This is a genomic window from Lentilactobacillus sp. (assembly GCF_040773105.1).
Taxonomy (GTDB): domain Bacteria; phylum Bacillota; class Bacilli; order Lactobacillales; family Lactobacillaceae; genus Lentilactobacillus; species Lentilactobacillus parabuchneri.
Genome location: NZ_JAXGWW010000049.1, coordinates 1 through 12,452, shown reverse-complemented (window position 1 = coordinate 12,452; position 12,452 = coordinate 1). Strand labels below are relative to the sequence as shown.

Below are 12,452 nucleotides of genomic sequence, written 5' to 3'. Positions count from 1 at the left end.
TATACAACCGTCCTCATGGCAGCTTGCCCCGCAGCAGGATTAGTCGTTTTATTCACGCTGCAGGCCTATGGTGATACCAGTCCGGCAGTCGCACTGATGAGCCTGTCGACGATTTTGAGTTTGGCGACGATTCCACTGGTATTTGCGCTGATGATGGCACTTTAAAATAAATCAATCAAAAAACAGGGTAAAAGACCAACCACCAAAGTGGTCGTCTTTTACCCTGTTTATTCTTGGCAACGCCGCAATCTTAACTGGATTGTTTGATCGCCAATGTTCAACTGTCTGAGGATTAACGGACAATCTTTTCATCCAAGACTTCTGCCAGCTTCTTTAAAGCTTCGTCACGAGTCTTAAGCACATCCATGTTCCAAATGATTGTGTCAATGTCGCCACCAGCATAGTCGAATTTTTCATAATAGATGTAAGGATCTTTGTCACTGTTCTTAAATACGCCATCAATTTTTTGAGCGAATCCCTTTGACCAGTCATCGTCATCCATTTCTGGAATATCTTTTTTGGTGACATAACCCTTTTCATTAATCAGATCAACTGCTTTTTTAATTTGTTCGTCGGTGTATTTGAGGTCTTTATCATTATCTCGCTCTTCAGCATCGGCTTTCTTTTCGGCAGCACTTTCTCTTACCTTCTCAGCCATGATAACATCCCCTTTATTTTGATCTACCTTAATGCTAGCACTGATTTGCATGAAAAGTTAAGAAAAAAGCCCGCTGAATGGACGAATAATTTCAAATGACTTAAAAAATCTCTTGTACCGGCGTATAATTAGTTGTAATCTGAAGTTTACAGATTCAGGTTATTTTTTAACTCTAGACCATTTTTGAAATGAGGAATTGAATTTTGGACGATAGCCAGATACTGACTAATCTAATTATTGTTATAGTAACGTTTTTCTTTGCGGCATTCTTTGTGGCCAGCGAATTTGCATTAGTTCAAACTCGTGCCAGTGCCCTTGAGGAAAGAAAGAAAAATCTTGAAGAAGCTAAGGGTAAAAATTCCAAGGGAAGCAAAAAGCTGAACCGGGAAATTCACATGGTCACCAACTTAAATGAATATCTCTCAACGACTCAAGTTGGTGTCAGCCTTGCGGGAATTATTTTAGGTTATCTTGGTGAGTCTTTTGTGGTAACGATTCTAGTGGACGTCATGGAGATTCACAATTCTCCAATCGATCCGACAGCCGCCCATGCAGTCGGGGCCGTGCTTGGAATTATCATTCTGACGTATTTGGAAGTTGTTTTAACTGAAATCGTCCCTAAAAACATCAGTATTGATATGCCCATGCAAGTGTTGTCGTTTATCAGCACACCATTGCACTATTTTCACGTGATCTTTTACCCGTTCGTATGGCTGCTCAACATTTCAGCTAACGGAATCGTTAAGATGATGGGCCTGAAGGTAGCTAATGAAAATGATGAGTCGTTCTCACAGGCTGAAATTCTCAATCTTTCAAGAAATGCCGTCAAGAGCGGTGCCTTGGAACAAAACGACTATTTGTACATGCAGCGAGCCTTCCAGTTAAACGACAAGGTTGCCAAAGACATCATGATTGACCGAACCCAACTGGTGGTCATTGATATCACCACCACTGTGAAGGAAGCCGTTCAAGTCTACCTGCAACAGAAGTTCAGCCGAATTCCGGTTGTCGCTGATAATGATAAGGATAAGATCCTTGGGTATGTCTATAATTACGACTTGATTCGCCAATCACAAGTCGACCCCACCATCAAGATTGATCGCTTGCTTCGGGACATTTCAACGACGCCAGAAATGACGCCAATCACTGATGTGCTCCATCAGATGATTAAGAAGCGAACCCCAATCGTTGTAGTTGTTGACGAATATGGTGGTACCTCTGGAATTATCACTGATAAAGATATTTATGAAGAGTTGTTTGGGACTGTTCGAGATGAAATCGACCCATCAATTACCGATTATATCTTCAAACAGCCAAACGGGACTTTCCAAGTCAACGGTAAGTTAACCACTCATGATTTTGAGCGCTACTTTGACGCTGACTTCCCAGAATTCACTAATTCTGATGCCGTGACGTTGGCCGGATACTTCTTGGACAATTATCCCGCCATCAAGGCCGGCGATGTGATTTCCTTTGAAAACTTTGATTTTAAAATCGTTGATTACGAAAATTCGTTCATCAATTGGTTCGAGGTGACCAAGCACAAAGCGGTCCCTCAAAATGATGACGATCAAGACGATTCATCAAATTAATTTTTGAAACTTCAATAAGACTGTGACAAGACATTTGTTTTGGAAACAGTCTTTTTACATATTAGGACAAGTTTAACGTTATAAAGATTTAAGGAGGATCCAACAAGTGAAAAAGCTATGGCAAAAAACACCAGCTTGGATCACATATACGGTGTTATTCACCGCTTTGATTTGTGTTTTAGTCGGTTGCTTATTCTTAACAGGACGATCAATGATTTGGGAACTGGACGGAATGGCTCAGCATTACCCCATCTTACTTCAGCTCAGGCACATGATTGTTTCCTTTTTGAAAAATCCGAGTGGTGGCTTTACCCACTGGGCTTGGAACATCAGTCTGGGGTCGGATCAATTGACCAACCTCGCCTATTACGTCATTGGCGATCCGTTTAATTACCTGGTGGTGTTATTTCCAAAGAGTCAAATTGAAAATGTCTTCGCATTCCTGGTATTTTTGCGGATGTATTTCTCTGGCTTGGCATTCATGCTTTTTTCATCCAGCTACCATTTCAAGAAAATCAGCCGGGTGATTGGGGCGATCGCATATGCATTTAGCGGTTACGCCTTAGCAACTGCACTGCACCACCCATTCTTTATTCTACCGTTGATTTTTTATCCACTACTCTGTTACGGAATTGACCGCGTTCTTCACAATAAGTCGTGGTTGCCGCTGATCTTTGCTGTCTTTTTGGTATTCTTAAGTAACTTTTATTTTGCCTGGATTTTGGGCTTAGGCTCTGTTGCTTACGTGATCATCAGAATGCTCAGCATGTGGAAACGGCCAAATTTTGAGCCGCTCATTTCATTTGGTAAACTGATAATTTCGGCGGTTATCGGACTCGGTATGGCAGCAATTGTTTTCATTCCGACCATTATCTTGGCAACCGGATCAACGCGAATTACTGACAACTTTGCCAACGGGATGACGCTCTTCCCATTGCAATATTACCTGGATATTCCAAGCGCTATTCTGCCAACGGGGCGCGCAATGAATTTCTGGTTGGTGATTGGCATTTCCGGATTGTCGTTTCTGGGACTGGTCTACATGCTGCGGCACTTTAAGCGTTACTTCTGGCCCAACGTGGCGTTAATCACCATGTTGGTGGGGAGTCTGCTACCAGCCGTCGGCGCGGTTATGAACGCCATTTCGACGCCTTCAAACCGGTGGGTCTTTCTGGTTACGATCCTGTTTAGCTTCGCAACCATGATCTTCGTTGACCACATTGGCAGCTTTACGAAAAACGACGTGGCCTGGTTTGCAGGAGCTTCAATTGGCTTAATTACGTTGGTCTGGATTTTGGGCGGCTTCTTAATGGATCTGCAGCCCCATGACTTTGTGGTTTATGGATTCTTATTGTTAACCCTGATTGCGGTTCTGGGTAGCCTAATCTTCAACTGGTCTCAAGCAACCAAACTCACATTGATTTCAGCGATCTTTTTGCTGAACATATCAGCCAATATCATCGGCATTTACAGTCCCCACTCAAGTAAGCTGGCACTGCAACAGTTAAACCGTGGCTTAGCAACTCGTTTTAGTCAGGATTACTTTAACGGTGCTCAAAAGTATTTGGATAAGTTGCCTGGATTTTTCCGAGTCTCAATGGGGCCGAAGTACCATTACAATACCCACATTCAAAACCTTGCCAATTACTCAAATACTAATACCGACTTTCCAATTAACAGTGGCTTAAACGACACATCTGTTTACCTCACCCTTCAAAACGGCTATCTTGGTAAATTCTCTCAATCCGTTGGCAACAGCCAATTTTCGATGAATACGCCAATTGCTCAGGGAGATTATCGAACTGCCTTTAATAACCTGCTTGGGGTTAAATATATGTTTGCCAAGGCCAACACTAAGAATCCGCCAGTCATGCCATACGGGTATAAGCCCGTTCGTGATAAGAATGGCGACATTAAGGTCTTTCCTGCCAAGGCTCGGACTAACGCCGTTCAGGCAATTGAAAATATGTATGGCACCACTGTTTACAAGTCAAACGATGCCCTACCGTTGATCTATACCCAATCAAAGACAGTTTCACCCACTACCTATAATCAATTGAGCAAAGTTGACCGTGAACGCGTCATGACCCAAGGCGCAGTGGTCAACTCAGACAAGGAAAATACCCACCCACTGAAATACACCTCACCAAGTAAAAATATCGGTTACCAAGTTAAAATGGACACGTCGAAAATCGTCTACAACGGCCGTCAATTGACCAAATATCGTCTGGGAATTATCAACAAATCCAACTCCGATAAGTTGGTTGACCAACCCCACGAACAAGTCAGCTTGGGTGCTAACTTACAGCGGACAAAGGATCTTTTGGCTACCAACCGGTCAATTATTGAAAGCAACCATTACAAGAACATCAATGGTCTTCAAGAAATGACGTCTGACGTCACCGGTAACCCAATTGATTACACCCTTCACGTTAAGCAGCCAAAAAAGACTAAGAACACTGAATTGTTCTTGGTACTCTCTGGCATCCAGCAACAAGACGGCACACCTGCTCAACGCCGACAGTGGATGGCTAACCAGTTCCTATTACAAAATAAGCTGTATTCCAGAATGGGTAAGATGGACACCTACAGACAAAGTATTCTAAAGCCAACTTTTGGCGGCTATATGTTTAGCGCATTTGCCAAGGATTATCAAAATGGTTACAACCAATACGATAACAACAACCTATCCAATTATCGGCAGATTCACAGCATCGTTTTGAACTTAGGCTACTCCACGCATCAACGGAAGAACATCGACCTCAAATTCAACCAGGTTAAAAACATCAAGTTCAAGTCAGCCAAGCTGATTGCGATGCCATACGGGAAGTCCTATGACACCCAGATGCAAAAGCTCAAGGCAACAAAGCCTGCCAATTTAAAGGTTAACGGCAATCATGTCAGCGGTACCACCAGCAACGTCAACTCAACCACGATGGTGACCTCCATTCCATATTCAACTGGCTGGAAGTTAACCATTGATGGCCAGTCTACCAAAACATTTGTCGTCAATAAGGGCTTTGTCGGGGCGAACCTGCCTGCTGGAACCCACCAAATCAAGCTCAACTACACCACACCGGGAATTAAGGTCGGCAAGCTCATCTCAGCCGTCAGTTGGCTCGTCTTCATCATCTTAATTGGCTTTGGGCTATTCACAAGATTCATCCCCAAAAAAGCCGAACCCAAACACGGCCACATGAAAAAGTAAAATTGAGGTTGCTTCCACCGCCGACAATCGGTAGAGTGATAAGTAGTTAAGAAATCACAGATCATCATCAAACCATATAGGAGGCCCATTTTGAGTCCGATTAAAATCTTATTTATTTCCATTGAGGGAAATACCCGCTCATTTGTTAAAAATCTTGCCAGCTACGCAACCGGCATGCACGATCAAGACCCCGCAAACCCACTGGTTGAGTCTAAAGAAATCAGTGAGCAGACTGATTTTGCCAATGAAAGCGACCCATACTTTGCGTTTGTTCCCACCTATTTGAACGGTGGCAACGGAATTGATAATGGCGTGACGGAGCTGATGACCAACGCCTTGGGCGAATACATTGCCTATGACAAGAACGCTGAGCTTTGCCACGGCATCATCGGCAGCGGTAACAAAAACTTTAACGAACAGTATTGTTTAACTGCCAAACGCTACGCCTCCCAATTTAACGTCCCATTTCTAGCGGACTACGAGTTGCGAGGAACAGGCCGAGACGTGGAACGAATTTACAAGTTATTAGCCGAAAGCTAATTCGCATTAAACAAATAGGGAGCTGAAACAAAACGCGTGTTTTGTTTCAGCTCCCTTATTTAGTTAACAAATGTTATTTTGTCATCATCAGCACTCGGCGTTTATTCATCGCCCAAAGAATGACCGCAAATATAATAATCAATCCAGCAGCAAGTGAGAACAGCTCCCGGTATGAAGCATAATCCAGCACAATTCCACCAATCAGTGGTCCTACCGCTCGCCCACAGGACATAAACAGGTTGTAGAGGCCTTGGAACTTGCCCCGCTGTTGCGGTGTTGACAGGCTGTCAATCCAAGCCGGAATTCCAGGGAAACCGATCATCTCACCAATGGTCGTGACGACCATGACCATCACAAACGCTGAATAGTCACGGGCAAAAATCAGCCAGATAAATGATGCGGCAAAGATGAACACACCGACATAGGTTTGCGTACTCAACTTAAAATGAGTCCCAATTCGATTCACAAATGGCTGGCCGATCACGATCATCAGGCCATTTAAAGTCCACAGCAGGCTATAGTTTTCAAATGGGATATGAAGGTTAGTCATGTGAACGGGAATCACGCTCTCCCAAAGTGCGTATGCTAGGTAAACTGCAAGGACGACACCACAAATCGAGAGGATCATCCCACCGACATTTGTTTCTACTGGCGCGCCAGGTGTAACTGGCTTGCTAGGTGCCCTGCGATCAACTTTGACATTGAATTCGATTATCGTAATGATCATCAGTGCTGCATAAAAGACCGAGGTCGCAATAAAGACCAAGGTGACACCATGCTTGAGTAAAAAACCGACCATCAGTGTCCCAATCACAATCCCGACGTTTTGACCAATGTACAAAACGTTAAATATCGATCTGGTCGAACGGGTCTTAATGCTGGCCGCATAAGAATTCAGCAACGTCATACAAGCACCGTCGCCGAAGCCCACAAATAGCAGCATAATTGAAAATATCGGCCATCCATGGAAAAAGATTAACGTGACGATCGCAGAAGTTGAAATCAACGCACTGATAATCGTTGTCTTGTACGGAGACCAGTGATCAAACAGATAGCCGCCAAGGTAGTTCCCCAACATCATAAAACATGACATTGCCAACAACGTCAGCCCTGCGAGGGTCAACGTTTTATGTAAATAGTTGTGCAGATAAACCGTTACCAACGGCCACATGAATGCCGCACCGGCGTTTAAGACCAGGGAATACACAATGACGGAGTTAAATCGAATTTCACTTCGTTGTTTAATCAATTAATCAGTCCCTTCTTAATGAGTTATCCAAAATTCCTCTAGCACTATTTTCGCATACTATCGGCCAAAACAACATTGTTATCAAAGATAATCTAAAACAATTCTTTTTTCAATCGGATGTCGTCTTGATCAGTTATTTGCCGAATCACTTTGCACGGATTGCCCACTGCCAACGAATTGGCCGGAATATCTCGTGTAACAACGCTGCCGGCACCAATCACGCTGCCATTTCCAATGGTCACCCCACCAATCACTGTGACGTTGCTGGCAAGCCAACAGTTGCTTTCAATCGTAATTGGCTTGGCGTATTCTTTCCCCGGCAGCGAATTATCAGCGACAAAATTGCGGTCTTGATATTTGAGCGGGTGCATCGGTGTCACCAACGTCACATTAGGCCCAAACATGACATTATCGCCAATTGTGACTCGGCCGGTATCCAGTACCGTAATGTTGGTATTGCCATAAAAGTGCTCACCAATGGTCGTATGATCCCCATAGTCAAAAAAGATTGGTCCTTGAAAATAGATATGCTCAGAAGCATTGGGCAACAACTGCCGAAGAATCTCGGCACGCCTTTCATGTTCATCGTCAAAAGTATCACTATACATCTTCGATAAACGGTGAGCCAGGTGCTGTCGTTTCATAAGTACCGGGTCTCTGGGATCCGTCAACTTTCCTGCCAACATTCGTTGTGTTTCATCCATCGTCACGCCTCCCAAACGTCAAACAATCTCAATTTATCATATCATATTTAGCCCCTGATTCGCGGGGGCTTTGACGGCAAAAAAAACCGGTGTAAAAAGTCAATCGACCTTTTACACCAGCTGTCTAATCATCAAATTTATTTTACCAAAGCAAACTTATAATAGTGAAGTGGTGTGTTGCCATACTGCACTTTGATTGCATGGTTGGCTTTGTTGACAATCATGAAGTGTGTGTTGTCAGTAAATCTCAAATAGAACTTGTGGTAAGTCTTAGCGCCGCGTTCGCGGTAAGTGATTCCCCAGAACGTCTTGCTGTAGGTGGTTACCTTGTAACTTGCCCAATTAATTAATTTCTTTTGGAATTTACCGTTCTTGTAGAGGCCTTGGTTTAAGCCGCTCTTTTGGCTGAAGTTGGTCACAACGCTATAACCGTTGTTGTTACCAGATTGCCAACGACCAGTTGGTTCAGAAATCTTGATCTTGCTGCTTGAAGATTTTGAACTGCTTGAAGTTGTTGTCGTTGTAGTTGTGGCAGACTTTGGTGTCTTCACAGTCATAATTCGATAGAAGTATGACGTTGCTGATTTGCGGGCATAAACGTAAAGCTTTTGGTTGGCTTTAACGCTTGTGTGCAGTTCAGCACTGAATTTACCGGTCGTACTGTCAGCTTTCGTGCTGGCAATGGTTGTTTTGTTGGTGTTCCGAACGATAATTGACACACCTTTGGTAGCAGTACCGGTAACCGCCTTTGATGTGGTGTAAACATTATTGACTGATAGTGACGGAGAACTTGCGGATGCGTTGACACTGAACCCGATTAAAAATGATGCCAGGACAGCGAAGAACGCGATAAACTTAAATTTCTTCATTAGTATTGCTCCTAATCTTTATTTTGCAAGACTTATTATAAATGATTATCGCTATAAAAGCCGACAAAACGGCATTCATTTATGCTTTTCTTAAGAAAGGTGTCACGGAATAGTCATACAATTTAGCTGTCCAATTATGAAAACGATATGCCTGTAAATTTTATTCATTTACATTTGTAATTCGCTTTTGTTAGACTCTTATGTGTTATATAATGTGGAAGAACTGGTATAGACATATACCAAATTACTTAGTTAATTTTTTGATAGGAGTGAACATTTTGCCAACTGAAAGACGTTCTTTGATTATGCTCTTTGGAGCAACTGGTGACCTTGCCACTCGTAAACTTTATCCTGCAATGTTAAAGCTTTTCGAGAAGGGAAACATCCGCGATCACTTTGCTGTGATTGGGACTTCCCGTTACAAGTTTGATGATGAAAAGTTCCGTGAGATGGTTTCAAAATCCGTTTCTAAGGAATCTACCAATAAAAAGCAAATTGCTGATTTTGTGAGCCATTTCTACTTTGTGACTCATGATGTAACTGATCTTGAACACTATTCTGTTTTAAAAGATAAAGCAAATGAACTGGACAAGAAGTACCAATTGAATGGGAATCGTGTATTCTACATTTCAATGGCACCCAACTTCTTCGGAACAGTTGCCAAGAACCTCAAAGCACAGCACCTTCTTTCAGAAGGCAATGGATTTAACCGCCTTGTCATTGAAAAGCCATTCGGACGTGATTTCGAATCCGCAAAACAATTGAATGACGATTTAAGTGCTGCGTTTGAAGAAAACCAAATTTTCCGAATTGACCACTACTTAGGTAAGGAAATGATCCAAAACATCGAAGCAATTCGTTTTGGAAACACAATTTTCGAAGCCCTGTGGAACAACCGTTATATCGACAATATTCAAGTTACCCTGGCTGAAAAGCTTGGTGTTGAAGAACGTGCCGGTTACTACGACAACTCAGGTGCTTTGCGTGATATGGTTCAAAACCACATTATGCAGATTGTCAGTTTGCTGGCAATGGAACAACCGGTTGCCTTTAAGGATACCGATATCCGTGCTGAAAAAGTTAAGGCATTACGTAGTCTCCGTGTTTACAACGTTGCTGAAGCATCAAGCAACTTTGTCCGCGGCCAATACGCTGCCGTTGGTAACGACAAAGAATACCGTGAAGAAGACGGTGTTCCAAAGGATTCAAACACTGAAACCTTCGTTGCCGGTAAATTAATGTTTGATAACTATCGTTGGTCAGGCACACCATTCTACATCAGAACTGGTAAGAAGCTGGCTGATAAGTTTACCCGTGTTGACGTTGTCTTTAAGAAGCCGTTGGTTGATATCTTCGCCTTCCCACAAAGCGGCAGCACCCCACTGAACGCCAACGTTTTAACCATCTTCATTGAGCCTAACCAAGGCTTCTCACTGATGGTCAACGCTAAGAACAGCGAACAAGGATTCCACACTGAACCCGTTCAGTTGCAATACCTTGAAGATTCAAAGAGAACCAAGGAAACTCCACAGCCTTACGAACGTTTAATCCACGACGTTTTAAAGGGTGACGGGACAAACTTTGCCAGCTGGCCAGAAGTTGCCAACGCATGGAAGTTTGTTGATCAAATCCGCCGTGTATGGGATATTCAACAACCAATGTTCCCTAACTACATTCCTGGCTCAATGGGTCCAGTATCTGCTGATGAGTTACTTGCCCGTGATCACCGTGAATGGGTATTTAAATTAAATAAATAGGTTCCCATCCTCAAAACTGGTCAAAGCAAACTGCTTTGGCCAGTTTTTTTATTGCATGATCCGCTGGTTATTTTTGAAAATAATTACCATTTTGCTGAAAATATTTGTTGTCAATTTCTTTAGAACCCTCTTTCTAATTGACAAGGATTCAGGCGATCCCGCTTTCACAGTGTGAAAGCGTTTCCTAAAAAATGACGATTCATTTTCACAATCTCTTTTTCAAGGAATTAAGTTTACCGTTCTAACAGGTTTTTGTTTCACTTTCTTCTTGTGAGATGGTACACTAAGCGTGTAGTAATTCTTAAAAGAAAAGGATGGTTTTGAAATGTCTGATCAAAAAGCAAACATCGGTGTTGTAGGTATGGCTGTTATGGGCAAGAACTTAGCCCTTAACATTGAAAGTCGCGGTTACACTGTTGGTATTTTCAACAGAACTGGCGCAAAGACCGAAGAAGTTATGAAGGATCACGGCGACAAGAAGTTGGTTCCAAGTTACAAGATTGAAGATTTTGTGAACTCACTTGAAACACCTCGTCGAATCATCTTGATGGTTAAAGCTGGAAAGCCAACTGACGCTGTCATTGACGAATTACTGCCACTCCTTGATAAGGGCGATGTCCTTATCGATGGTGGTAACACAAACTTCCACGATACAATGGCTCGAAATGCCAAGTTGGATAAGTCCGGTATCAACTTTATCGGCATGGGTGTTTCCGGTGGTGAATTAGGTGCCCTTCAAGGCCCATCACTGATGCCAGGTGGTCAAAAAGAAGCTTATGATTTGGTTGAACCCATTTTAACCAAGATTGCCGCAAAGGCACCTGCTGACGGCGAGCCATGTGTCACTTACATCGGCCCTAATGGTGCTGGTCACTATGTTAAGATGGTCCACAACGGAATCGAATATGGTGATGAAGAGTTAATTGACGAAAGTTACAACATTTTAAGAAACCTTGCCGGCTACTCAGTTGATGAATTAGCTGACATCTTCAAGGATTGGAACAAGGGTGAACTCGACAGTTACTTAATCGAAATCACTGCTGATATTTTGACTCATAAAGATGATATTGGTGACGATAAGAGCAAGCCAATCGTTGATATGATTTTGGACCGTGGTGCCAACAAAGGAACTGGTAAGTGGAGCTCACAAGATGCCCTTGAAATTGGGATCGATCAATCAGTTATCACTGAAGCCGTTTACGCACGATTCATTTCAATGTTCAAGAAGGACCGGGTTGCTGCATCTAAAGTTCTTCCAAAGCCTAAAGCTGACATTGATTTCGACAAGAAAGAAATTGTTGAAAAGGTTCGTGAAGCCCTCTACTTTGGTAAGGTTATGAGTTACGCTCAAGGATTTGACCAATTAAAGGCTGCTTCAGATCAATATGACTGGAACATTAAGTTAGGTGAAATGGCCAAGATTTGGCGCGCCGGATGTATCATTCGTGCTCGATTCCTGCAAAACATTACGGATGCCTATGATAAGAATCCAGAGTTGCAAAACTTGCTGTTGGATCCTTACTTCACTGACATCTGCAAGAAGTATCAAGAATCAGCACGTGACGTTGTCGCATTGGCAACAAAGGCCGGCGTCCCAGTACCATCATTGGCCGCAGCCGTATCATACTACGATTCATATCGTTCAGAAGTTGTCCCAGCAAACTTGCTCCAAGCACAACGTGACTACTTCGGTGCCCACACGTACGAACGTGTAGACCGCCCAGGAAGCTTCCATTATACTTGGTATGAAGAACAATAGTGAGCGACGAAACCCGGGTTGATCCCGGAGCATAAGTTAGAAAAATCATTGATGAACGGTTCTTTTTCATCGATGTTTTTTTTGACTTATTCATAATGGATCAGTTTTATCGGAGC

General features: G+C 43.0%; 9 protein-coding genes and 1 pseudogene. 6 read left to right on the top strand and 4 right to left on the bottom strand.

Annotated elements, in window-relative coordinates; genetic code table 11:
- Positions 1-165, top strand: a pseudogene (locus tag AB3112_RS04205) (AEC family transporter); the annotation flags it as partial.
- A 127-nt stretch (positions 166-292) separates the two neighbouring features.
- Here the strand turns inward: AB3112_RS04205 and AB3112_RS04200 are convergent.
- Complete coding sequence (locus AB3112_RS04200; RefSeq protein ID WP_057909006.1) at positions 293-658, bottom strand: hypothetical protein; 366 nt, start codon at positions 656-658, stop codon at positions 293-295.
- Between the two features lie 203 nt (positions 659-861).
- Between AB3112_RS04200 and AB3112_RS04195 the strand changes: the two genes are divergently transcribed.
- The 3 genes from AB3112_RS04195 (at position 862) to nrdI (ending at position 5,998) form a co-directional block, all read left to right on the top strand.
- Positions 862-2,250, top strand: coding sequence for a hemolysin family protein (locus AB3112_RS04195; RefSeq protein ID WP_084998273.1), 1,389 nt, complete (start codon positions 862-864; stop codon positions 2,248-2,250).
- Positions 2,251-2,356: 106 nt separating this feature from the next.
- Positions 2,357-5,458, top strand: coding sequence for a YfhO family protein (locus AB3112_RS04190; RefSeq protein ID WP_367334000.1), 3,102 nt, complete (start codon positions 2,357-2,359; stop codon positions 5,456-5,458).
- A 90-nt stretch (positions 5,459-5,548) separates the two neighbouring features.
- Positions 5,549-5,998, top strand: coding sequence for a class Ib ribonucleoside-diphosphate reductase assembly flavoprotein NrdI (gene nrdI, locus AB3112_RS04185; protein WP_084974096.1), 450 nt, complete (start codon positions 5,549-5,551; stop codon positions 5,996-5,998).
- Positions 5,999-6,071: 73 nt separating this feature from the next.
- Here nrdI and AB3112_RS04180 read toward each other — a convergent pair whose 3' ends face one another.
- The 3 genes from AB3112_RS04180 to AB3112_RS04170 all read right to left on the bottom strand — a co-directional run bounded on the left by AB3112_RS04180 (position 6,072) and on the right by AB3112_RS04170 (position 8,820).
- Positions 6,072-7,247, bottom strand: a complete 1,176-nt coding sequence (locus tag AB3112_RS04180; protein WP_057909010.1) for an MFS transporter — start codon at positions 7,245-7,247, stop codon at positions 6,072-6,074.
- Positions 7,248-7,339: 92 nt separating this feature from the next.
- Complete coding sequence (locus AB3112_RS04175) at positions 7,340-7,951, bottom strand: sugar O-acetyltransferase (RefSeq protein ID WP_084974094.1); 612 nt, start codon at positions 7,949-7,951, stop codon at positions 7,340-7,342.
- Between the two features lie 137 nt (positions 7,952-8,088).
- Positions 8,089-8,820: an Ig-like domain-containing protein gene (locus AB3112_RS04170; RefSeq protein ID WP_367333999.1), complete on the bottom strand. Its 732-nt coding sequence runs from the start codon at positions 8,818-8,820 to the stop codon at positions 8,089-8,091.
- Between the two features lie 278 nt (positions 8,821-9,098).
- Here AB3112_RS04170 and zwf point away from each other — a divergent pair, with 278 nt between their 5' ends.
- Both zwf and gndA read left to right on the top strand, forming a co-directional pair.
- A complete protein-coding gene (gene zwf / locus AB3112_RS04165) occupies positions 9,099-10,577 on the top strand; it encodes a glucose-6-phosphate dehydrogenase (RefSeq protein ID WP_057909013.1) in 1,479 nt (492 codons plus the stop codon).
- A gap of 325 nt (positions 10,578-10,902) precedes the next feature.
- Positions 10,903-12,336 (top strand): NADP-dependent phosphogluconate dehydrogenase, encoded by a 1,434-nt coding sequence (gene gndA, locus AB3112_RS04160; protein ID WP_057909014.1) that lies wholly within the window; start codon positions 10,903-10,905, stop codon positions 12,334-12,336.
- The last annotated feature ends 116 nt before the right edge of the window (positions 12,337-12,452 follow it).

Bases quoted from the DNA above. Each gene is read 5' to 3' on its own strand.
- AB3112_RS04200 (WP_057909006.1), bottom strand. From the start codon at position 658: ATGGCTGAGAAGGTAAGAGAAAGTGCTGCCGAAAAGAAAGCCGATGCT.
- AB3112_RS04175 (WP_084974094.1), bottom strand. From the start codon at position 7,951: ATGGATGAAACACAACGAATGTTGGCAGGAAAGTTGACGGATCCCAGA.
- AB3112_RS04170 (WP_367333999.1), bottom strand. From the start codon at position 8,820: ATGAAGAAATTTAAGTTTATCGCGTTCTTCGCTGTCCTGGCATCATTT.
- gndA (WP_057909014.1), top strand. From the start codon at position 10,903: ATGTCTGATCAAAAAGCAAACATCGGTGTTGTAGGTATGGCTGTTATG.